17 protein-coding genes are annotated in these 22,194 nt (G+C 71.3%); 13 read left to right on the forward strand and 4 right to left on the reverse strand.

The window, feature by feature from the left end:
- Positions 1-97: 97 nt before the first annotated feature.
- Complete coding sequence (locus tag ACFW0G_RS19055; RefSeq protein ID WP_378326645.1) at positions 98-1,462, reverse strand: M14 family zinc carboxypeptidase; 1,365 nt, start codon at positions 1,460-1,462, stop codon at positions 98-100.
- A gap of 185 nt (positions 1,463-1,647) precedes the next feature.
- Here ACFW0G_RS19055 and ndk point away from each other — a divergent pair, with 185 nt between their 5' ends.
- The 4 genes from ndk (at position 1,648) to ACFW0G_RS19075 (ending at position 7,338) form a co-directional block, all read left to right on the forward strand.
- A complete protein-coding gene (ndk, locus tag ACFW0G_RS19060; protein ID WP_378326646.1) occupies positions 1,648-2,058 on the forward strand; it encodes a nucleoside-diphosphate kinase in 411 nt (136 codons plus the stop codon).
- A gap of 76 nt (positions 2,059-2,134) precedes the next feature.
- Positions 2,135-2,884 (forward strand): maleylpyruvate isomerase family mycothiol-dependent enzyme, encoded by a 750-nt coding sequence (locus tag ACFW0G_RS19065; RefSeq protein ID WP_378326647.1) that lies wholly within the window; start codon positions 2,135-2,137, stop codon positions 2,882-2,884.
- A gap of 165 nt (positions 2,885-3,049) precedes the next feature.
- Positions 3,050-3,940 carry an ArsR/SmtB family transcription factor gene (locus tag ACFW0G_RS19070; RefSeq protein ID WP_378326648.1) on the forward strand — a complete coding sequence of 297 codons (891 nt, stop codon included), beginning with the start codon at positions 3,050-3,052 and terminating at the stop codon, positions 3,938-3,940.
- A gap of 71 nt (positions 3,941-4,011) precedes the next feature.
- The gene (locus ACFW0G_RS19075; RefSeq protein WP_378326771.1) at positions 4,012-7,338 is read left to right on the forward strand and encodes a phosphodiester glycosidase family protein; all 3,327 of its coding nucleotides are present in this window, start codon (positions 4,012-4,014) and stop codon (positions 7,336-7,338) included.
- Here ACFW0G_RS19075 and ACFW0G_RS19080 read toward each other — a convergent pair.
- Positions 7,298-7,753 (reverse strand): MerR family transcriptional regulator, encoded by a 456-nt coding sequence (locus ACFW0G_RS19080; protein WP_378326649.1) that lies wholly within the window; start codon positions 7,751-7,753, stop codon positions 7,298-7,300. The two genes, ACFW0G_RS19075 and ACFW0G_RS19080, sit on opposite strands and share 41 nt — an antisense overlap.
- A gap of 116 nt (positions 7,754-7,869) precedes the next feature.
- On the opposite strand from ACFW0G_RS19080, the gene ACFW0G_RS19085 reads away from it, so the two are divergent.
- Positions 7,870-8,943, forward strand: a complete 1,074-nt coding sequence (locus ACFW0G_RS19085; RefSeq protein ID WP_378326650.1) for an alkene reductase — start codon at positions 7,870-7,872, stop codon at positions 8,941-8,943.
- Positions 8,944-9,466: 523 nt separating this feature from the next.
- Here the strand turns inward: ACFW0G_RS19085 and ACFW0G_RS19090 are convergent.
- Positions 9,467-10,507 (reverse strand): M14 family zinc carboxypeptidase, encoded by a 1,041-nt coding sequence (locus ACFW0G_RS19090; protein ID WP_378326651.1) that lies wholly within the window; start codon positions 10,505-10,507, stop codon positions 9,467-9,469.
- Positions 10,508-10,608: 101 nt separating this feature from the next.
- Between ACFW0G_RS19090 and ACFW0G_RS19095 the strand changes: the two genes are divergently transcribed.
- The 3 genes from ACFW0G_RS19095 (at position 10,609) to ACFW0G_RS19105 (ending at position 13,386) form a co-directional block, all read left to right on the forward strand.
- Entirely contained in the window at positions 10,609-11,562 is a 954-nt protein-coding gene (locus tag ACFW0G_RS19095; RefSeq protein WP_378326772.1) for an ABC transporter ATP-binding protein, read from the forward strand.
- A gap of 191 nt (positions 11,563-11,753) precedes the next feature.
- On the forward strand, positions 11,754-12,560 hold the full coding sequence (locus tag ACFW0G_RS19100; protein ID WP_378326652.1) for an ABC transporter permease: 807 nt from the start codon (positions 11,754-11,756) through the stop codon (positions 12,558-12,560).
- Position 12,561: 1 nt separating this feature from the next.
- A complete protein-coding gene (locus tag ACFW0G_RS19105) occupies positions 12,562-13,386 on the forward strand; it encodes an ABC transporter permease (protein WP_378326653.1) in 825 nt (274 codons plus the stop codon).
- A 305-nt stretch (positions 13,387-13,691) separates the two neighbouring features.
- On the opposite strand, the gene ACFW0G_RS19110 is transcribed toward ACFW0G_RS19105, so the two are convergent.
- A complete protein-coding gene (locus ACFW0G_RS19110) occupies positions 13,692-15,131 on the reverse strand; it encodes a S8 family serine peptidase (RefSeq protein ID WP_378326654.1) in 1,440 nt (479 codons plus the stop codon).
- Positions 15,132-15,652: 521 nt separating this feature from the next.
- Between ACFW0G_RS19110 and ACFW0G_RS19115 the strand changes: the two genes are divergently transcribed.
- The 5 genes from ACFW0G_RS19115 to proB all read left to right on the forward strand — a co-directional run bounded on the left by ACFW0G_RS19115 (position 15,653) and on the right by proB (position 21,949).
- Positions 15,653-18,523, forward strand: coding sequence for a translation initiation factor IF-2 N-terminal domain-containing protein (locus ACFW0G_RS19115; RefSeq protein ID WP_378326655.1), 2,871 nt, complete (start codon positions 15,653-15,655; stop codon positions 18,521-18,523).
- 161 nt (positions 18,524-18,684) lie between these two features.
- On the forward strand, positions 18,685-18,999 hold the full coding sequence (rplU, locus tag ACFW0G_RS19120) for a 50S ribosomal protein L21 (protein ID WP_378326773.1): 315 nt from the start codon (positions 18,685-18,687) through the stop codon (positions 18,997-18,999).
- A gap of 37 nt (positions 19,000-19,036) precedes the next feature.
- Positions 19,037-19,294 carry a 50S ribosomal protein L27 gene (gene rpmA, locus ACFW0G_RS19125; protein WP_378326656.1) on the forward strand — a complete coding sequence of 86 codons (258 nt, stop codon included), beginning with the start codon at positions 19,037-19,039 and terminating at the stop codon, positions 19,292-19,294.
- A gap of 106 nt (positions 19,295-19,400) precedes the next feature.
- Positions 19,401-20,846 (forward strand): GTPase ObgE, encoded by a 1,446-nt coding sequence (gene obgE / locus ACFW0G_RS19130; protein WP_378326657.1) that lies wholly within the window; start codon positions 19,401-19,403, stop codon positions 20,844-20,846.
- Complete coding sequence (proB, locus tag ACFW0G_RS19135) at positions 20,843-21,949, forward strand: glutamate 5-kinase (RefSeq protein WP_378326658.1); 1,107 nt, start codon at positions 20,843-20,845, stop codon at positions 21,947-21,949. The genes obgE and proB overlap by 4 nt, the downstream gene beginning before the upstream one ends.
- Positions 21,950-22,194: the final 245 nt, after the last annotated feature.

The raw sequence follows: 22,194 nt of genomic DNA on the forward strand, positions 1-22,194 counted from the left end.
CGCGCCCCACACCGACCCCCGGACTGCCGTGTAAGGCCTTTTCCCCGGCTTACAAGCCCGTAAAGAGGCCTTCACGGACCACGTCGAAACCCCGGGATCACTTGTAGGGTGACGGGGCCTTGCTCGCCAGGTAGTTGAACGTCTTCTGCATGTACGGCCAGAAAGTGCCGTCCACACACGAGAACTGCGGGGTGAAGCCGTCGCACGAACCGCCGTTGTCGCCCAGCTCGATGGTGAACGACGCGATCCCGAGCTTGCCGTAGGCCAGGTCGTCCGAACCGCCCGCGGCGTCGTAGAGCAGTTCACCGGCCTGTCCGGCCTTGTAGCCGGAGAACTTCGACATGTCCGCGCCCATCGCGCGGAACTGCGCGTCGCTCGGTGTGTGCGTGGTGTGCGTGTACTCCCACGGCAGGATGATGATGCCCGCGTAGCTGTGCAGCATCAGCGCCGTGCCACGCGCGTTCGCGTCCGGTTTGTCGTCGGGGCCGTCGGCGCGGTGGTCGCCGAAGAGGTTGGCCCACAACTGTTCCAGCGCCTTCGTCTCCGGCTCGGAGTCCGCGGAACCGTTCGACGTCGACGTCGTCTGGTCGCACTTGCTGGTGTTGCTTTCCCAGTGGTAGCCGAAGTTGCGGTTGAGGTCGACGCCGGGCTGGCTGCCCGCGCTGTCGCCGCACTGCCGCAGGTCCGCGTCGGTGAAGTCGGCGTTCTTCCGGTGCAGTTTCGGGCTGTTCCCGCCGGACTGCACGATGTTCACGCCGTCCGGGTTCACGATCGGCACGACCCAGATCTCGGTCGTGTCGAGCAGCTTCGTGACCTCGGAATCCTTGCCGTAGCCGTTGACCAGGTAGTTGATGTACTTGTACGACATCTCGCCGGTCGCGATCTCGCGCGCGTGGATCTGCGACTGGAGCAGGAACCGCGGCTTCTTCGAGTCCGGCTTCTGCTCGCAGTCGCCCGAGGCCTTCTTGGTGATGCAGACGGCCTTGAGGTCGTACCCGCCCTGACCCTGCTGCTTGCGCCACGACTGGCCGTAGTTCACCACGGTCGCCAGGTCGGGGTGCGCGCTCGCGGCGGCGTCCATGTTGGCGTAGTGCGCGTTGACCGTGTGGTAGCCGCCGTAGTACGTCTCGTCCTGCGGCGCCGCGCCGGGGGCCAGCGACGGCGCGGACCACGGCGCCTGCTGGAGATGCCTGCTCACCTCGGCGCGCAGGCCGAGCCGCTCGAGCTGGGCACCGGTGTTCCCGTCGCCCACGACGATCACGTCGTTGCCGTCGCGCTTGACGACTTCGAGCCCCGCGGATTCGAGCGCCTCGCCCTTCGGATAGGCGTCGTGGACGCGGTATTCGATGACGTCCTGGCTGTTCGTGTCGCCCGCCTGCGCTCCCGGACCGGCAGCGAAGCCCAGTGACGCGAGCAGCACGGCCGCGCCGGCGACCGTCGTGGCCGCGCGGAGTTTCCGCATGGTGCCTCCTCGAGGTGTGCTGAACTGACCGCGAAGAGTAGGTGCCCGGACGCCAGGATGTTACCGACTCACGTAGGGAATTGGTGAAAAACCGCCATGAGTCGTGGACGGCGTTCAAGACCCGCGGAGCAGGTCGGCTAGGCTCGCCCCCGTTAACACGTTTTCACACAGGGAGAAATACCGTCGTGACTGAACGCACGCTCGTCCTGGTCAAGCCCGATGGCGTGGCGCGCGGCCTCGTCGGCGAGGTCATCTCGCGCATTGAGCGCAAGGGGCTCAAGCTGGCCGCGCTGGAGCTGCGCACCGTTCCCCGTTCGCTGGCCGAGGAGCACTACGCCGAGCACAAGGAGCGCCCGTTCTTCGGTGACCTCCTGGAGTTCATCACGTCCGGTCCGGTCGTCGCGCTCGCCGTCGAGGGCCCGCGCGCGATCGCCGCGTTCCGCCAGCTCGCCGGGGGCACCGACCCGGTCGAGAAGGCCACCCCGGGCACCCTGCGCGGCGACTTCGCGCTGGAGACGCAGTACAACCTGGTCCACGGTTCGGACGGCCAGGAGTCGGCCGAGCGCGAGCTGAAGCTCTGGTTCCCCGACCTCTGATCGGTGGCCGGAAACGCGGGGGAGGACGTGGTCTTCCCCCGCGTTTTTGTCGGTGGGTGTGGTTAGAGTCGCCCACATGACCACACTCCCGTTGCCACCGGAGGATTACCTCACCTCGCTCCGCTCGCTGACAGCGGGCTTCGCCGAGGTGCTGCGCACCGCCGACCACACGGCACCGGTGCCGTGCTGCGAACCCTGGACGCTCGCGGATCTGGGCGCCCACCTCGGGAACGTGCACCGCTGGGCGGCCAAGACCGTCGAGGCCGGTGAACCCCAGTCCCAGGACTTCGCCGCGCCCGTCACCGGCGACCTCGCGGCTTGGTACGCCGAGGGCGCCGAGCTGCTGCTGGCCGCGCTCGCGGCGGCCCGGCCGGAGGATCCGTGCTGGCATTTCGCCGGCACGCCCAAGGTCAAGGCGTTCTGGTTCCGCCGCCAGACCCACGAGACCGCCGTCCACCTCGTCGACGCGCACCGGGCGGCGGGCACCGCGTTCGCGCTGGACCCGGCGATCGCGGCCGACGGCGTCGACGAGGTGCTCACGGCGATACTGCCCCGGGTGACCCGCTGGACCTCCCCGCCGCCGCTGCCCGAGCCGCTGGTGCTCAGTGCCACCGACACCGGGGACAGCTGGACACTGCATCCCGGAGCCGAGGGCGAGCCGCCCGCGCTCGGCCCCGCCACCGAGCCGGCCGCGACGGTCGAAGCGACGGCGCGGGATCTGTTGTTCCTGTTGTGGAAACGCAGGCCGCTCGCCGAAGTGGCACCGCGGATCTCCGGCACGGAAAGCGTCGCCACCGGATTTCTCACCGCGAAGCTGACTCCCTGAACATCTTTCCCTGCCGGAATCCGCGGTGTCCGGCACTGTTTTGGCACGTGGCGACAAGAGGAGGCAGCACGGGTACGAGGCATTTCGGATGACGCCGAAATGGCGAATATCCAGCGCCGAAATGGTGGATATCACGGAGAATGCGCCACTAGTAACGTGCGCGGAGTGCTCCGTATCCACTTCACCGGCGAAGACCTCGGACAGGTGCGCATCGCCGGGGAAGCCGATGCGTGCTGGGAAGCCTGGCTGAGCCTGCGTCTCCTGCGGGCGAGGGCGGGCCCGTCGTTGTTCGAACCGTGGCGCCGCCGCGTGCTGGCCCAGCGGGTCAGCGACCGTTCGCTCGCGGCCGCGCTGCGGGTGCTGGCCGCGGTGTCCGACGCGCCCGAGCCCGTTGTTTCGGGCCCGTACGAGCGGGCGCTGTCCGACTACTACGACGCGGCGATCGCGCCGTATCACGAGCATGTGCTCATGCGGCTGGACGCGGATCGCGCGGTGCGGGCACGCGCGTTCCTCGACGGCGGGGTCGACGCGCTGCTGGCGAGCCTGCGACCGGGCGCGGTGTGGCGCTCGCCGGTGCTCGAACTGGCCGCCAAATCCGGCGAGATCCGGCTCGGCGGGCGCGGGGTGCGGCTCATCCCGTCGTACTTCTGCCTGGCGCCGATCCTGGTACCCGCCAACGGATGCGGCCCCGCACTGCTGTATCCGGTCGACCGCACGGTGCCGTGCTGCGCCAGCGGGTCGAGCGGGCGGGCGTCGGCGTCGCTCGCGGCGTTGCTCGGCCGGACCAGGGCTTTGGTGCTGCGGATGCTGGAATCCGGGGCGAGCACGAGCGAACTGGCCCAGCGGCTGAACATCGCGCCGGCCTCGGCGAGCGAGCACACCCGGGTGCTGCGGGAGGCCGGACTGGTCACGAGCCATCGGGTGAGCCGCGCCGTTTTGCACACCCTCACCCCGCTCGGCCGGTCGCTGCTGGAAGGCGGTTGCCAACCGCCGTACGCCGTTCAGGGCGTGTTCACCGCGAAGTCTTTCGCAGGCAGCGCCGGTGGGTTGAGCTGATTGGGCTGAACCACTCGATTCTGGGGTAACTCGTGCTCAAGTCACGCCTGGCGTTCTTCGCCGCCGCCGTAGTGTTGTCCTCCTCGGCGCTGGCCGCTTCCGCGGTCGCCGACCCGCTGGCCGCCCCGCTCGGCCCACCGCCGGTCGAAGGCGCCCCCACCGCGTCGTCGGCCCATGAGGGCCCGGCCGTTTTCGCCGCCGCACCACCGGACGACGGCCTCGTCACCGGCGCCGCCACGACACCGGTCGCGCCCGGCCTGAACCTCACCCAGTTCGACCGCTTCGATCCCCGGGGCTGGATCCGCGGCGACACGCTGGCCGTCGACCTCACGAACAAGACGCTGAAGCCGACCTACCTGAGCCCCGGCACGGTGTCGGCGCGAACCCCGCTGTCGCAGCAACTGCCGCGGGCGGGCGCGATCGCCGGGGTGAACGGCGACTTCTTCGACATCAACGCCACCGGCGCGCCGATCGGCGTCGGGATCGACCGCGGGCAGCTGCAGACCGCGCCCGCCACCGGGCACAACCTGACCGCGTCGATCACCGACGAGGGCAAGGCGCGGCTCGCCGAGATCTTCCTCGAAGCGAGCGTGACGCTGCCAGGCGGGAACACCGTCCGCGCGGCGAACTTCAACAGTCCCGTCCTCGGCGCCGACGCGATCGGCGTCTACACCCCGCTGTGGGGCGCTTCCCCGCGACGCACGTCGGTGGCGGGCGCGCGGCGGGTCGCCGAGGTGGAGATCCGCGACCGCGCCGTCACGCAGGTCCGCGACACCCCGGCGGACGGGCCGATCCCGGCGGGCAGCACGGTGCTGCTCGCCAGGGACGCCGGTGCCGACACGCTCGCCGCGCTGCGCCCGGGCGACCCGGTCGCGGTGTCCTACGCGCCGCGGTCGGACGCCGGGAAGATCGCGGTCGCGGTGGGCGGCAACAAGATCCTGGTCAAGGGCGGGCAGATCCAGCCGGTCGACGACGTCGCCATGCACCCGCGCACCGCGGTCGGCTTCTCCGCCGACGGCGGCAGGATGTGGCTGGCCACAGTGGACGGTCGGCAGGCCGACAGCCGGGGCATGACCGAGCTGGAACTGGCCAGGCACATGGCTTCGCTGGGCGCCTCCGACGCGATCAATCTCGACGGCGGCGGCTCCTCGACGTTGCTCGCCCGCACCGAGGGGGAGCGCGACGCGAGCGTGCGCAACTCGCCGTCCGACGGCGGGGAACGGCTGGTGCCCAATGGGATCGGCATCGCGACCACGCCCGGCAGCGGGCGGCTCACCGGGTTCTCGCCGGTGCCCGCGCACAACAGCCGCAACGCCACCAGAGTCCTTTCCGGACTGTCACGCAGGCTGATCGCCGACGGCCACGACGAGACCGGCGCCGCGGTCGACGCGCGACCTCGCTGGAGCACGTCGAACCCGCTGCGCGGCAGCGTGACGGACGGCCTGTTCACCGCGCACCCCGACTTTCTCCGGCCGGACGCGCGAGCCGACGTCGACGTCTTCGCCCGTCAGGGCCGCGCTTCCGGCAAGACGACGCTTTCCGTGCTGGGCAAGCCGATCCGGCTCGGCACCAGCACCGAACAGGTCGCGTTGTCCGGCGCCGGGGCGAAGGGAACCTTCCAGGTCTTCGGTTACGACGCCGACGGCTACGGCACCTGGATCGAACCGGACGACGTCAAGCTCGACTACGACCACTCGGCGTTCCGCGTCGAGCCCGACGGCGACGGGTTCGCCGTCACGGCGCTGACGGCGTCGGGTGCCACCGCGATCACCGCCACCGTGGCGGGGTTGAGCACGCACCTGGGCGCGTCGGCGGGCACCGAACGGAAAATCGCGTCTCCTTTGGACGGTCCGGCGGGCTGGACGGCGTCGGTCTACCCGGCGGTCGTGGGCGCGGCGCTGTCCTCGGCGCCGGGGCACGACGGCACGGCGGGCCTCGCGCTCGACTACCGGCTCACCGGCACCACGGCGACCAGGGCGGCCTACGTGAACGCCGCCGCGCCGCTGCCCGTCCCGGCGGGCACCCAGCGGATCGGCCTGTGGGTCAACGGCGACGGCAAGGGCGCCTGGCTGCGCGCCGAACTCCGCGACGCCGCGAACGTACCGTCCATTGTGGACCTCGCGCGCAAGGTGGACTGGACGGGCTGGCGATACGTCACCGCGAACGTCCCGGCGGGACTGCCCGACGGGCAACGGCTGGTCCGGTTCTACGCCGTCGAGAACGTCCCCGACCGGCAGTACTCGGGCCGTCTCGTGTTCGACGACCTCACCTTCGAGGTGTCGCCGGCGGCTTCCGTGCCCGCCGACCCGCGGCCGCGCGATCCCGCGCTCGTCGGCGTGACCGGCAACGGCGGTCTGCGGGTCGCCGTCGTCAGCGACGCGCAGTTCACCGCGGATGATCCGAACGGGCCGCTGGTCGCCCAGGCCCGGCGCGCACTGCGCGAGGCCGTCGCGGCGAAACCGGACCTGGTGCTCATCAACGGCGACTTCGTCGACCGCGGCACGGCACCCGATTTCGTGCTCGCCCGCAGGATCCTGGCCGAGGAACTGGACGGCAAGGTGCCCTGGTACTACGTGCCCGGCAACCACGAGGCCGACGGCGGGCACGGGCTCGCCGAGTTCGAGGCGGCGTTCGGCGCGACGCACCGGGTCGTGGACGTGCGCGGGATTCGGCTGGTGCTGATGGACTCCTCGCGCGGAACCTTGCGCGCGGGCGGGTTCGACCAGGTCCGGATGCTGCGCGAGGCACTCGACGGCGCGAAGGCCGACCGGTCCGTCCGCGGCGTCGTGGTCGCGATGCACCATCCGGTCGCCGATCCGAGCCCGACCGGCAACTCGCAGCTGGGCGACCGCAAGGAAGCCGAGTTGCTGAACGCCTGGCTCACCGGCTTCGAACAGGCCTCCGGCAAACCCGCCGCGTCGATCGCCTCGCACGCGGGCGTGTTCGCGCTGTCCCGCACGGACGGCGTGCCGTACCTGGTGAACGGCAACTCCGGCAAGGCGCCGGCCGCCGCGCCCGGCGACGGCGGCTTCGTCGGCTGGACACTGGTGCGGGTCGACCCGGGCGACCGGGGGCAGCCGGTGCGGTTCCAGACCCGGCCCAACGTCGACGCGCTCACCGTGTCGGGGCCTGACGCGCTGCGTCCCGGCGCGCACGCCGACATCCGCGCGGAGCTGACACAGGGCGCGCGAACCGTCCCGGCCGCTTACCCGGTGAGCGCGGAATGGACCGGCGGCTGGGGTACGCACATCGCGACCGGCCTCTGGCCGCCCGCGCCCTGGGACGTCGCCACGTTCGACCCGGCCACCGGCGTGCTGACCGCGCTGCGTCCCGGCGTCGCACGGCTCTCGGTGACGGTCAACGGTGTGAGCCGGAGCCTCGCGGTGCCGATCCGCTGAGGGTGACGCGGTGAGAGGCTCCGGGCGAGGGAACCGTGCAAGCGGACAACCCCGACCGGGGCCTCTCGCGGTACTGCCGGTTGATGGCCATGAGCTCGTCGAGCGCGTCGCGGGTGCGGATGAGGTCGGTGATGTGCTCGGACAGCCGGTCGCGTTCCTGTGCCATCCGCTCGAACGCGGCGTCGGAGTTCGTCTCGCTGGGCGAGTCGACACAGGGGAGCAGCTCGGCGATGGTGCTGCTGGACAGCCCGGCGGCGTAGAGCCGCTGGAGCAGCGCGACCCGGCCGACCGCCTCGGCCGCGTAGTGGCGCTGCCCACCGGCGCTCCGCGTGCTGGTCAGCAGCCGCTGCTCCTCGTAGTACCGCAGGGACCGGACACTGGCCCCGGTCTGCTCAGCCAACTCCCCGATGCGCACCGCGCCCTCCTTCGTATGAGCTGCGACACAATGTTTTGAACCTGACGTCCATGTCAGATTCTAGCGTGGGTGTCACGTCCGGGTCCGGACGCTCCGGAACACGAAGGAGTCTTGACGTGACAACCCTTTTCGACAGCTACCGGCTCGGCGACCTGACGTTGCCCAACCGGGTGGTGATGGCCCCGATGAGCCGGGTCCGGGCCGCCGCCGGTGGCCTGGCGACACCGTCGATGGCGACGTACTACGCCCAGCGGGCGACGGCCGGGCTGATCGTGGGCGAGGGGGTGCAGCCGAGCCTGATCGGGCAGTCCAACCCGGGGACGCCGGGGCTGCACACCGACGAGCAGGTCGCTTCGTGGCGGCCCGTGACCGCGGCCGTGCACGCCAACGGCGGGCGGATCTTCGCCCAGATCATGCACGGCGGGCGCGTCTCCCATCCCGACACCACCGGCCTGCAGCCGGTCGGCCCCTCGGCCGTGCCCGGCGTCGGGGACGTGTTCACCCCGACCGGTCCGCAGCCCATGCCGGTGCCGCGTGCCCTGGAGACCGCCGAAGTGCCCGAGCACGCCGAGTCGTACGCACTGGCCGCGCGCCGCGCCGTCGACGCCGGTTTCGACGGCGTGGAGCTGCACGGCGCCAACGGTTACCTGATCTCGCAGTTCCTTTCCACGAACGCCAACCTGCGCACCGACCGCTACGGGGGCTCGGTGGCCAACCGGATCCGGTTCGCCGTCGAAGCGGTGTCCGCCACCGTGGACGCCGTCGGCGGCGCCAGGACCGGCATCCGCCTCTCGCCGGGCGCGAAGTTCTGGGGCGTCGAAGACGCTGACGTTCCCGAGCTCTACGCCGCGCTGCTGACCGAGCTGGCCCGGCTCGAGGTGGCCTACGTCCATCTCGAAGCCACCGCCGACGAGGAGGTCCTGCTCGGCCTGCGCCGTGCGTGGCCGGGCACCCTCATCATGAACCCGGTGTATCCGATGGGGCCGAAGCAGGCCGGAAAGGGCGAAGCCGATCACTGGCTCGGGCTGGGCGCCGAACTCATCAGCTTCGGCCGCGCCTTCATCGCGAACCCCGACCTCGTCGAACGGCTGCGGACCGCGCTTCCGATCGCGCCCGTCGACGAAGCCACCTACTACCAGGGCGGCGACGCGGGCTACCTGACCTACTCCGCCTACCAGTACACAGCCTGACACAATCCTTTATGGACACTCAGGTCGCCGAGTCCGTTGCTGGAGGGTGCTTCCCCGGCGCTCGATGCTGTGAAGGCCTACTTCACGGCACTTCGGCGGGCGCGGGGAGTGTGACGTGAGGGGTGCGTGGTGCTGGCGGGCTTGCCATGGCGGGTGGGGTGGCGCGCCGCGGCCCTGGCTGTCGGGGGCGGCCCCGAGGGGCGGGGGCTAGAGAGCGGCGGTGTGGGGGGGGGGGTGGCCTGGGGGGGGGGGGGGGCGCCCGGCGGCCGGGGGTGCCGCCACCGCTCCGTGGGGTAGTTAAAGGGAGGGCACGGTCGCGTCCGCGACGTTGGGCGGGGAGGTCCGAGGGACGCCCTGGGTGCATCCACTGCACCCAGGGGCACCCTTGTCGTACCCAACGCACCCAAGGACGCCCTTGTCGTACTCCAGGCCCGGTGGACCGCAGGCAACCTCAAGCACATCCACGGCCCCAGCAGTCTTGGCGAGAAAACCGCGACCTCGGGCACGGACTGACCACGCCGGGTCAGTCCAGCGCGGGTTCCGACGCTCGGAGTGTCGACGGGATCGGCTTGCCCCGCGGCGGAATCGCGTCCGCCTGAGCCGGATCGATGTGTCGCAACGAACCGTCCGCGGCCGTACCCGCGATCGCGAGCATCGAGGCCAGTGCCGACCGGATCTGCTTCTGCTCGTACGCCGCGCCCTGGTCGCTCAGCTCGATCAGCACGCTCCCGCTGCCGCGCAGCCCGTAGGCGTTCCTGGCGATTCCCTCGTAGTCGCCGCCGGGATACTGCGACACGTTGCCGCCCACCGCTTCGATGGAACGCTTGGCCACCACGGTGATCTGCTTCGCGAAGTCCACTTCGGACGGCCGGGTGGCCGGGTGGGTCGGCCACATCGCGGACGCGGTGATCTCGCGCCCCTCGTCGTCCTGGTAGCGCCCCTGCATGTGGTAGTCCACCACGATATCGGGGTCGAAGGCGGTGTACCGGCGCTGGATCAGCCCGGCCTCCGTGGCCGGATTCCGCGCCGGGTCCAGCGAGGGATTGTGGTAGCGGTTGATGTCGTAACCCTTGCCGCGCTCCCCGAACTCCGGTGTCGCGGCCGGGTCGTAGTTGTACCGCCAGTCGTGCTCGTGCCCGTCCGGGTTCGCGCGCACCACGATGTCCACGGTCACGCGCGAAAGCAGCCACCGCTGCCACGCGCTGTGCCCCACACCGGCGTGGCGCAGGAACTCGAGCGCGGCCGGAGTGCCCAGCGGTTCGTCGCCGTGCTGCTGGGTGACGTACTGGACGCGCACCGCCCCGTGGCCCACCCGCGCCGCCCACACCGGACGGTGTTCGTTCGTCCGGCCGATCTCGGCGAGCCGGATCTCGCCGTGGCTTCGTCGCGTCAGTTCGCGCAGTTCGGCGGCCAGCCGCGCGGTGTCCGGACGGGGATCGACGGCGGTGACGGCCGCGACGGCGTCCGCTGGAGTGTCCACAGTGGCCAGTGCGGTGGCCGGTGCGACGAGCAGGGCGGCCCCGGTGAGCGCGGCCAGCAGGGCGATTCGCGGCTTGTGGGTCATGGTGTCCGAGTATGGGCGGGCCGGGCGAAGGTCAACAAGGTCCGTTCGGCGGCACCTGCCCCCGGCGGTAAAGCGGTCGTGTTTTGTCGGTCGTGGGATCTATCGTGCGAGGGGTGGGAGAGTCAGCGGAAGATCCGGCACTGGTCCAGGCGAAGGCCCTGGTCAAGCGGTTCGGCGCGTTCGAGGCCGTGCGGGGCATCGATGTCGAGGTGCGCCGGGGCGAGGCCTTCGGGTTCCTCGGCCCGAACGGCGCGGGCAAGTCCTCCACCATGCGCATGATCGCGTGCGTGTCCCCGCGCACCGACGGTGAGCTGCGGGTACTCGGGCTGGATCCGGACGTCGCGGGCCCACGCGTCCGCGCGCGGCTGGGCGTGGTGCCGCAGCAGGACAACCTCGACGTCGAGCTGACGGTGCGGCAGAACCTGCACGTCTACGGCCGCTACTTCGGCCTGTCGCGGGCGGCGGTCCGGCGCAAGGCCGAGGAGCTGATGGAGTTCGCGCAGCTGTCCGATCGCGCCGACGATCAGGTGGAACCCCTCTCGGGCGGCATGAAGCGGCGCCTGACGATCGCGCGTTCGCTGGTCAACGACCCGGAGCTCCTCCTGCTCGACGAGCCGACGACCGGCCTCGACCCGCAGGCCCGCCACCTGCTGTGGGACCGGCTCTTCCGGCTCAAGGCCCAGGGCACCACGCTCATCGTCACGACCCATTACATGGACGAGGCCGAGCAGCTGTGCGACAGGCTGGTCGTCATGGACGGCGGCCGGATCGTCGCCGAGGGTTCGCCGTCGGAGCTGATCACGCGCTACTCCACCCGGGAGGTCGTCGAACTGCGCTTTCCCGCGGGGGAACAGGAAACCGCCGCCCGCCGGGTCGAGGACCTCGCCGAGCGCGTCGAGGTACTGCCCGATCGCGTCCTGCTCTACAGCATGGCGGGGGAGGCGACGCTCGAACAGGTCCACGCGCGCGGGCTGCGACCGCTGTCCAGTCTCGTCCGGCGCAGCTCGCTGGAGGACGTCTTCCTCCGGCTCACCGGCCGGACACTGGTCGATTGACGATGGGGGGAGGGGGTGGTGTGCTCGCGGAACGCGCTCGCCGGTGCCCATCGTCAGGTGTCTTGTGGGGGTGCAACCCCCACACCCCGCCCGGGGGCACGCCCCCGGACCCCCGGCCTGGGTCGCCTGGCGTACCGGGATCGCCTTGTGTGCCAGGGAAGAAGTCGTCATGAGTTGCTTGGGGAGGGATAGTGTCGTCGGTTAGTTCCACCGGTCGGGTCGTCGGGGCGTGGCACGGGGCCTGGTTGCGGGTCGAGGGGCACTGGACCTGGTACCGGCGCTACTGGCTGGCCACGCTGTACTCGACCGGGCTGCAGCCCGTCCTGTTCCTCGCGGCGATGGGTCTCGGCTTCGGCTCGCAGGTGCGGGCCGGGCCTGTCACCGGCGGGCTGTCGTATCTCGCGTACGTCGCTCCCGCCATGCTTGTGGCGGGCGCGGCGCAGCAAGGGATCGGCGATTCCAGCTACCCGGTGCTGTCCGGGTTCAAATGGCAGCGCGACTACCTCGCGGTCACGGCCACCCCGGTCTCCCCGGGACAGGTGCTCGGCGGGCACATCATCTGGACGGCGATCCGGCTCACCCTGTCCGGGATCGTCTACGCCGTCATCGCCGCGTTCTTCGGCGCCTGGTCGAACGCCGGGGTGCTCGCGGTGATCGTCGCGGGCACGGTCACGGGGCTCGCCTGCGCCACCCCGATGGTGGCGATCGCGGCGAAGACGTTCGACGAGGGCGTGCGGTTCGGGCTGATCTTCCGCTTCGTGGTGATGCCGATGACGTTGTTCTCCGGCACGTTCTTCCCGATCACCCAGCTGCCGCTCGTGCTGCGCTGGCTGGCCTGGATTTCCCCGCTGTGGCACGGAACCCAGCTGTCCCGCGCGGTCAGCGTCGGCGGGGTGGGCGGCTGGGCCGCGCTCGGGCACCTGGCGTTCCTGGTCGCGTTGTTCGCCGTCGGCTGGGCGTGCGCGCACCGTTTCTTCTACCGACGTCTGGTGGTGTGAGATGACTGTGCTCGCCGAACCCGCACGCCGCGGCCTGCTGCTGCGTATCCTGCCGCCCGCCCTCTACAGCGGCAGGCCGTCCGCGGTCATCGAGCGGTCGGTGGTGGTGTATCGCCGCGCGTGGATGATTCTGGTTTCCGGCGTCTTCGAGCCGTTCTTCTACCTGCTCGCCTTCCAGCTGGGCTTCGGCAAACTGGTCACCGAGGTCACCGGCCCGGACGGTCACCCGATGAGTTACGTCGCCTTCGTGGCGCCGGCGCTGCTCGCGACCTCGGCGATGAACGGCGCGGTCTACGAGAGCTACAACATCTTCTTCAAACTGCGCTACGGCAAGCTGTACGACGCCATGCTGGCCACCCCGCTCGGCCCGCTCGACATCGCCGCCGGCGAGATCGGCTGGGCGGTGCTCCGCGGCGGGCTCTACTCGCTCGCGTTCCTCGGCGTGACAGCGGCGATGGGCCTGCTCACCTCGTGGTGGGCGCTGTTGCTGCTCCCGGTGGCACTGCTGGTCACCTTCGCGTTCGCGGCGGTCAGCATGGCACTGGTGACGTTCCTGAAGTCGACCTCGCAGTTCGACTACATCAACCTCGTGCTGATGCCGATGTTCCTGTTCTCCACCACGTTCTTCCCGCTGTCCGTCTACCCGGAACCGCTGCAGTGGGTGGTGCGGTGTTTCCCGCTGTACCACGGGATCGAGCTGATGCGCGGTCTCGCCATCGGCGCGCTTTCCCCGGGAATGCTGGGAAATCTCGCCTATCTGCTCGCGCTGGCGGTGATCGGCGTGATCGGCACCACCCGCCGCATCGGCAAGCTCCTGCTCACCTGACGGTCCGGCTCACCGCCGCGGTTCACCCCTGCGCCCGTCCGGCACGGCGGCCCTCGGGTATGCCCGTCCACCGAAACCGAGGGACGCCCTGGCCGCAGCCGCCCGCCGGGGACGTCGCGAACGCTCCATTGAGGACGGTGAACGTCGCGGACGGAGCGTTCGCGACAGACAACGCCGCTGCCCGAAGCCACGAGCGTCACGATGTCCTTACATCCCTCGGGCCTGCCGAACACCGTGAAGGACCCCTTCACGGCACCACGATCCACAAAGGACACATCCGGAGCGCGTGAGCAGGCCGCGGCGGATCAGCGATCCGGGTCCGGATGCCGCGGCCGCGGCGCGACCGCGGCCAGCGCGTCCACCATCCCGTGCCCGTAGAAGCCGTTGTAGCCCTCGTACCCGGCGCAGTAGGCGTCCTGCAGCCCGTCGCCGGTCAGGTCGTAGTCGGCGGGACACGGCATCGGCATCGCGCTCGACTCCAGTGCACGCCGCAACTGCCGTGGCCCCTGCCCCGGCTGCGTGGAGGCGAGCAGCGCCAGGACCCCGGCCGCGTGCGGCGCCGCCATCGACGTCCCGCACAGCGGCGCGTACCCGCCGGGCACGGTCGAGACGACGCATCGCCCGGCCTCGCCACCCGGTGCGGTGACATCGATCACGCCCAGGCCGTAGGAGCTGTAGCCCGCCTTGACCCGGTCCGCGCCCACCGCCGACACGGACACGACGTCCCGCAGGCCCGCGGGCAGCGCCTCGCACCCACCGCCGTCCATGGGGGTTCCCGACCGGGGCGACGGCGTCAGGTCGACGGCTTCGTTCGTGGCCGCCGCGACGTTGAGGGTCCCCGCCGACGTCGCGTACTCGACCGCTCTGGCCAGCACCTCGTGCACCACGCCGTGGTCGTTCCCGCGCACACAGGACAACGACCACGGGTTGACGAAGAAGCTGCTGTTGGTCACCCGCATGTGCCGGGCCGCGGCCCACATCAGCCCGCACACCGCGGCCTCCGGGTCGGCGTAGCCGCGGTCGTCGATCACCTTCACCGACGCGACCCGCACACCGGGCGCGACCCCGGTGACGCCCTTGCCGTCGTCCGCGGCGGCGATGATCCCGGCGACGTGCGTGCCGTGCGCCGACGTCGTCGGTGCCCACGCGGCCCGCGCGGTGTCGGGTGCGCCGGTCAGGCACCCCGCCGAATCGTCGGCGTCGACCGCCGCGGCGAGATCGGGGTGGTCCGGGTCGATCCCGGAGTCCAGCACGCCGACCACGACGTCGCGGCTGCCACGGGCGACGTCGTGCGCCCACGGCGCGTTGATCGCGCGCATGTCCCATTGCTCACCGGTGAGGTCCGCGCCGGGCACCCGCGCCGGGTCCGTGGGCGCGAGGGTCGCCCTGGCGGGCTGGGGCCGGACCGCGCCGCCGTTCGCCCGCTGGCTCGCGAGCCGCTCGGCCTGCGCGCTGAAGGTACGGCTGGGACCCACCCTGGCGGCGAAGCCGGGATCGGCCGAGGTCGCGACCGCCACCGCGATCTGGGGGTAGTACGCCGTGGTGTCCCCGCAGTCCCGTGCGATCCGCGAACGTGCGACGTCCTCCGCGGTGCCGCGATCGAACGCGACGACGTAGCGGAGCGCCCTGCCGGTGTCGGCGCACGCGGGTTCGTCGGCGTTCGCCGGGGTCACGGCCGTGACACAGGTGCTCAGCACCAGCATCGCGCACACGGCCGCACGCCGCGGCCGCGCCAGCAGGGACACCGGACCTCCCACCGGGGTGCGGGAACGGTGGACGCGCCTCTCGGGCGTCCCGAGCCGCACGCTAGCCACCCCGGCGCGACCGGACAAGCTTTGCCGGGAAGTTCCCCCGGCCGGTGGGCCCCGGCGCGCCCGCGCGGCCTGCGACGGACACCGACTACACCGGACCGGTGTGCTCATGTGGGATACTTGCGGTGGCCGCTGGGCCGTGGGGCATCCGTGAGAGGCGGTGCCTGCGGTGTTGTGGCCCGGTGGTGTGCAGAACCGGCACACGCGCGTCGCCGCCCGTTAGCCCGGGCGGCTGGACGACGTGGCGGGCGGCCAGGGGCCGCGGGCGGGGACGGTGCGCCGCCGAGGAGACCTTGCCGTGTGCGGCACATCGGACCGGTGGCGCCGTCGCGGCTGTTGGCAAGGATTCCCGTCGCTGGTAGAGCACCAGGGCGGAACGAACAGAAAGGGGCCCCTGCGCGGCCGCGTCGGCCGGTGTGAGCCGGAGACGCGCCCGGGGGCGGAGGAGACAACATATGTCGAACGCGGATACACCCGCCGAGAGCAGCGGCGGGAATCCCGCCACACCCACGACCGGTCCGCTGGCCGAGCTTCCGGCCCGGATCCGGGTGCACGCACTCGCGAAGCTGCTCGGCTCGAACAGCCGTGAACTGCTGGCCAAGCTCGCCGAGCTGGGCGAAACCACCCGTAGCGCCCAGTCCAGCGTGACTCGTGAGGTGGCGCTGCGCGTCGCCGCTGCGCTGGGCGCCGTCGAGGATCAGGCGGGGGAGACCCCGGAGACCACCGAAACGCCCGAAGCCGCCGCGCCGGAGCCGGTGGCCGCACCGGCCGCCGAGCCCGCGCCGGAGCCGGAGACCCCGGCACGCCGGGCACCCGCGGCGCACCTGCCGGTGTTCGCCGCGCCGTCGCCGGTGTTCCTGCCGCCGGAGCCGCCCGCGGCGAAGCCCGCCCGCAAGCCCGAGCCCGTCTTCGCCGCCGGCGAGGAGCCGGCCGAGGACGAGGCCCAGGCGCAGGAAGAGACCGCGGCCGTCGAGCAGAACGCCGACGACGAGGGCGACGACGCGGGCGGCAGCCGCCGTCGCCGTCGTCGTGGCCGCCGGGGCCGTGGCCGCGGCAAGGGCGGCGACGAGGCGGGCGAGACCGACGAGCAGACCGAGCCCACCGCCTCTTCCCCCGAGCCCCGTAAGCAGGGCAAGGAGGAGAAGGCGGCCAAGGGCGAGAACGCCGAGCAGGCCGAGAGCGCGGAAGCTCCCGCCGAGGCGGAAGCCGACGCCGAGGGCGAGAGCGGCAGCAAACGCCGTCGCCGCCGTCGCCGCCGCAAGGGCGGGGACGACGGGGAGACCGCCGAAGCGACGGGTACCGACGACCCGCCGAACACGGTCACCCACGTCCGCCAGGCCAAGGCCGAGCCCGAGCGCCCCGCCCGCGACGAGGTGCGCAGCGTGCGTGGCTCGACCCGGCTGGAGGCCAAGCGCCAGCGCCGCCGGGACGGCCGCGAGGCGGGCCGCCGTCGCGCTCCGATCCTCTCCGAGGCCGAGTTCCTGGCCCGCCGCGAGTCGGTCGAACGCACGATGGTCGTCGCCGAGAAGGGCGACTCGACCCAGATCGGCGTGCTCGAGGACGGCGTGCTGGTCGAGCACTTCGTGACGTCCTCGGGCAGTGGCTCGATCGTCGGCAACGTCTACCTGGGCCGCGTCCAGAACGTGCTGCCCAGCATGGAGGCCGCGTTCATCGACATCGGCCGCGGCCGCAACGCCGTGCTCTACGCGGGCGAGGTGGACTGGGACGCCGCCGGTCTCGAGGGCAAGGCCCGCAAGATCGAGCAGGCGCTGTCCACCGGCGACAGCGTGCTGGTGCAGGTCACCAAGGACCCGGTCGGGCACAAGGGCGCCCGGCTGACCACGCAGATCTCGCTGCCGGGCCGCTTCCTGGTCTACGTGCCCGCCGGCGGTGCCACCGGGATCTCGCGCAAGCTGCCGGAGAACGAGCGGCGCCGCCTCAAGGACATCCTCAAGCGGATCGTCCCCGAGGACGCGGGTGTGATCATTCGCACAGCCTCGGAGGGCATCAGCGAGGAGGAGCTCGACCGCGACGTGCGGCGGCTGAAGGCGCAGTGGGACGTCATCAAGGAGAAGGCCGACGCGGGTTCCGCCAAGAAGGGCGGCGCCCCGGTCATGCTCTACGAGGAGCCGGACCTGCTGGTCAAGGTCGTGCGTGACCTGTTCACCGAGGACTTCGGCAAGCTGGAGATCCAGGGCGACCGGTCGTGGGAGACGATCCACGGCTACGTCCAGCACGTCGCGCCGGACCTGACCGACCGCCTCAAGCGCTACACCGGCACCGGCGACGCCTTCGCCGAGCACCGCATCGACGAGCAGATCACCAAGGCGCTCGACCGCAAGGTCTGGCTGCCGTCGGGCGGGTACCTGGTCATCGACCGGACCGAGGCGATGACGGTGATCGACGTCAACACCGGGAAGTTCACCGGATCGGGTGGCAATCTCGAGGAGACGGTGACCCGCAACAACCTGGAGTCGGCGGAGGAGATCGTCCGTCAGCTCCGGCTGCGGGACATCGGCGGCATCATCGTGATCGACTTCATCGACATGGTGCTCGAGTCCAACCGCGAGCTGGTGCTGCGGCGGCTGACCGAATGCCTCGGCCGCGACCGCACGCGTCACCAGGTCGCCGAGGTCACCTCGCTGGGCCTGGTCCAGATGACCCGCAAGAAGATCGGCACGGGCCTGCTGGAAGCGTTCTCGACGCCGTGTGAGCACTGCAAGGGCCGCGGGGTGGTCGTCTCGACCGATCCGCGTTCCGCGCAGGGCAACGGCTCGAACGGCGGTTCCAACGGCCACAACCACGGTGGCGGGGAGAAGAGCTCGCGGCGCTCGCGCGGCCGGAACAAGGCCGAGGAGCAGCAGCACACCGAGCCCGCGCCGAAGACCGAGCCGGTGCACCCGGCGCCGACCCCCGAGCAGCGGGAGTCGGTGGTCTCCGCGGTCCAGGCGATGGCCAAGGCCTCGTCGAAGACCAAGGGCGAGCACGGCGACCAGCCCGAGCACGACGTGCCCGCCGAGCCCGCGGGCCTGAACGGGCACGCCAGGGAGGAGACGCCGGTCGCCGAGCCCGCCAGGGAAGTGGCGGGCGAGCCCGTGACGACCCCGGCGGACGAGGTTCCCGTGGAGCGGGAGGAACAGGAGACGCCGAAGGCTCCTGAGCCCGCTGAGACCCCTGTGACGTCCGGTGCCCCCGAGGCGCCGGAGGCGGCCGACGAACCCGAGGTCAGCGTCCCGGCACCCGCCGTGCGCTCGACCCGGCGGCGTCCGCGCCGTGCCGCGTCGCGCCCGGCGGGACCGCCGGTGCACGCGTCGGAAAAGAGCTAGTGAACAACTAGGGGACCCCGGTGCACACGCACCGGGGAACCCCACGTAACCTGTAGTACGGCCTGCCACCAGAGCAGGCCGCTGCGCGAATCCTGGACCGCCTCCCCGGCGGGCCGATAGCGCTAGCCCCCACCCATTGTCGAGTAATGCAGGAGACTTCCGTGTCGGCGTACGCGATCGTCAAGACCGGCGGCAAGCAGTACAAGGTGGCCGTCGGCGACGTCGTCGAGGTCGAGAAGCTCGAGGGCGAGCCGGGCACCGAGCACACCTTCCCCGCCGTGCTGTTCGTGGACGGTGGCGAGGTCACCACGGACGCCGACGCGTTGGCGAAGGTCTCGGTCACCGGCAAGGTCGTCGAGCAGACCAAGGGTCCGAAGATCCGGATCCACAAGTTCAAGAACAAGACGGGCTACCACAAGCGCCAGGGTCACCGGCAGAAGCTGACCCGCGTAGAGGTCACCGCCATCTCCCAGTAAGACTTCTCCGGATCTTCGCAAGAAAGAGGACCGAGCTATGGCTCACAAGAAGGGTGCGTCCAGCTCCCGCAACGGTCGTGACTCGAACGCGCAGCGCCTCGGCGTCAAGCGCTTCGGCGGCCAGCAGGTCAACGCGGGTGAGATCCTCATCCGTCAGCGCGGCACCAAGTTCCACCCCGGCGTGAACGTCGGCCGTGGCGGCGACGACACGCTGTTCGCGCTGGCCGCCGGTGCGGTCCAGTTCGGCGAGAAGCGTGGCCGCAAGACGGTCAACATCGTGCCAAGCGAAGCCTGAGTTCGGCTTCGTAGTAGACCTCTGACGAGGGGTGGGGCCGGAATATCCGGCGCCACCCCTCGTTTGTTTGTGTAATCCCCCTTCTCGCGAGTGAAAGAGGCAAGTCATGGCGTCCCGGTTCGTGGACCGCGCGGTGATCCACCTGACCGCCGGTGACGGTGGGAACGGCTGCGCCTCGGTGCACCGCGAGAAGTTCAAGCCGCTCGGCGGTCCCGACGGCGGCAACGGCGGCAACGGCGGTGACGTCCTGCTCGTCGTGGACCCGAACGTCCACACGCTGCTGGACTTCCACTTCCGCCCGCACGCCAAGGCGGGCAACGGCAAGATGGGCCAGGGCGGCAACCGTGCCGGCGCCGCGGGCGAAACCCTGGTGATGAAGGTGCCGTCCGGCACCGTCGTGTTCACCGAGGACGGCGAGATGGTCGCCGACCTGATCGGCCCCGGCACCACGTTCGTCGCCGCCCAGGGCGGCCGCGGCGGCCTCGGTAACGCCGCGCTGGCTTCGAAGGCCCGCAAGGCGCCCGGGTTCGCGTTGCTCGGCGAGCCGGGGGAGAGCCGGGACCTCGTACTGGAACTGCGCTCGGTCGCCGACGTCGGCCTGCTCGGCTTCCCCTCGGCAGGGAAGTCGTCGCTGATCTCGGTGCTGTCCGCAGCCAAGCCGAAGATCGCCGACTACCCGTTCACCACGCTGGTGCCCAACCTCGGCGTGATCACCGGCGGCGAAACCGTCTTCACGATGGCCGACGTGCCGGGCCTGATCCCCGGCGCGAGCGAGGGCAAGGGCCTCGGCCTCGACTTCCTGCGCCACATCGAGCGCTGCGCGGTGCTGGTGCACGTCGTCGACTGCGCCACCCTCGAGCCCGGCCGCGATCCACTGTCCGATGTGGACGCTCTGGAGGATGAGCTCGCCAAGTACACCCCCGGCCTCGGCGGGAAGCTCGAGGAACGTCCGCGCGTGGTGGTGCTGAACAAGATCGACATCCCGGAGGCCGCCGAGCTGGCCGAGATGGTGCGTCCCGAGTTCGAAGCTCGCGGGCTCAAGGTGTTCGAGGTTTCCACGGCGTCGCGCAAGGGCCTGCGGGAGCTGACCTTCGCCCTCGCCGCGATCGTCGAGGAGTACCGCGAGGCGCAGCCGGTGCTGGAGCCCGAGAAGATCGTGCTGCGGCCCCTCGCCGTCAACGACGAAGGCTTCACCGTCGAGGTGGACCCGGAGGAAGAGGGCGCGTTCGTCGTGCGCGGCGCCCGCCCCGAGCGGTGGATCCGCCAGACGAACTTCGGCAACGACGAGGCCGTCGGCTACCTCGCCGATCGGCTCAACCGTCTCGGCGTGGAGGAGCGGCTGGCGAAGCTCGGCGCGGTGCCCGGCAGCCCGGTCACCGTCGGCGACGTCCAGTTCGAATGGGAACCCTCGACGCCGGGCGTCGTGGAGCATCTGTCCGGGCGGGGCACCGACGTCCGCTTGGAGCGCAACGACCGCGTCAGCGCGTCCGAGCGCAAGGAGGCCCGCCGGATTCGCCGCGACGGGCCGGACGACGTCGAGGACGCGGAGTGACCGAGACGCGGCAGGCGGTCGCGTCCGCGCGGCGCCTGGTGGTCAAGGTGGGCTCGTCCGCGCTGACGACGGCGGGCAGCGGGCTCGACGTGTCCCGATTGGACGCTCTGGTCGACGCGATCGCCGCGCGGGTCGCGCACGGCACGCAGATCGTGCTGGTGTCCTCGGGGGCGATCGGCGCCGGGCTGGCCCCGCTGTCGCTGGCCAAACGCCCCCGCGATCTCGCGAGCCAGCAGGCCGCCGCGAGTGTCGGCCAGCTCGCGCTGGCGCATGCCTACGCCGAATCGTTCGGGCGGTACTCGCTCACCGTCGGGCAGGTCCTGCTGACCAACGACGACGTCGTGCGGCGCGCGCACTACCGCAACGCGCAGCGCACGTTCTCCCGGCTGCTCGCGCTCGGTGCGGTCCCGGTGGTCAACGAGAACGACACCGTGGCCACCGAGGAGATCCGCTTCGGGGACAACGACCGGCTGGCCGCGCTCGTCGCGCATCTCATCGGCGCCGACGCGCTCGTCCTGTTGTCCGATGTGGACGGACTGTACGACGGGGATCCGCGCGGCGGCGCCACTCGTCGCATCGACGAGGTCCGTGGTGCGTCCGATGTGGACGGAATCACCGTCGGCATGTCCAGCTCGGGTCTCGGCACCGGGGGCATGGTGTCCAAGCTGGCCGCGGCCCGCACCGCCGCCGCGGCCGGGATTCCGGTGCTGCTGGCGGCCGCGGCCAACGCCACCGACGCGCTGACCGAGGCCAAGGTGGGCACCGCCTTCACCGCGGCGGACACCCGGTTGTCCGCGCGGCGGTTCTGGCTCGGGTACGCCGCCGACGCGACCGGCAAGCTGCGGCTGGACGACGGCGCGGTGGCAGCCGTCGTACGCCGCCGCCGTTCGTTGCTCGCGGCCGGGATCACCGGGGTGGACGGCGATTTCCAGGCAGGCGACGTCGTCGACCTCGTCGACCCGCGCGAGCGTGCGGTCGCCCGGGGCGTCGTGGCCTTCGATGCAGGCGAGTTGCCCGACCTGATCGGGCGCTCCAGCCATGAGCTGCCCGCCGAACAACGTCGCGAGGTCGTGCACGCCGACGACCTGGTCCCACTGCGCTGAGAACGCGGCGAAATCACATGGACACGGCGTGCGGGGCGTTGCTAGCCTCGCCGTCGTGAACAGTCCCGAGGCGAACAGACTGTAGCCACCGGCCTCCGGTGGCTCTCTTGCGTCGGCGTGCCGACGGCCCGCGACCGATCCCGGTCGCGGTGTGCCCGGCGCGACCCCAGCCACCGGATCGCCGTAGCCGAAATCAGGTTCTTTCCCGCGGTGGCCACGTGTGTCCTTTGTGGACTCGTGGTCCG

This window comes from Amycolatopsis sp. NPDC058986 (genome assembly GCF_042741125.1).
In the GTDB taxonomy this organism is placed as follows: domain Bacteria; phylum Actinomycetota; class Actinomycetes; order Mycobacteriales; family Pseudonocardiaceae; genus Amycolatopsis.

Bases quoted from the DNA above. Each gene is read 5' to 3' on its own strand.
- ACFW0G_RS19055 (WP_378326645.1), bottom strand. From the start codon at position 1,462: ATGCGGAAACTCCGCGCGGCCACGACGGTCGCCGGCGCGGCCGTGCTG.
- ACFW0G_RS19065 (WP_378326647.1), top strand. From the start codon at position 2,135: ATGACCACACTCCCGTTGCCACCGGAGGATTACCTCACCTCGCTCCGC.
- ACFW0G_RS19090 (WP_378326651.1), bottom strand. From the start codon at position 10,507: ATGACCCACAAGCCGCGAATCGCCCTGCTGGCCGCGCTCACCGGGGCC.
- ACFW0G_RS19105 (WP_378326653.1), top strand. From the start codon at position 12,562: ATGACTGTGCTCGCCGAACCCGCACGCCGCGGCCTGCTGCTGCGTATC.
- ACFW0G_RS19115 (WP_378326655.1), top strand. From the start codon at position 15,653: ATGTCGAACGCGGATACACCCGCCGAGAGCAGCGGCGGGAATCCCGCC.
- rpmA (WP_378326656.1), top strand. From the start codon at position 19,037: ATGGCTCACAAGAAGGGTGCGTCCAGCTCCCGCAACGGTCGTGACTCG.
- obgE (WP_378326657.1), top strand. From the start codon at position 19,401: ATGGCGTCCCGGTTCGTGGACCGCGCGGTGATCCACCTGACCGCCGGT.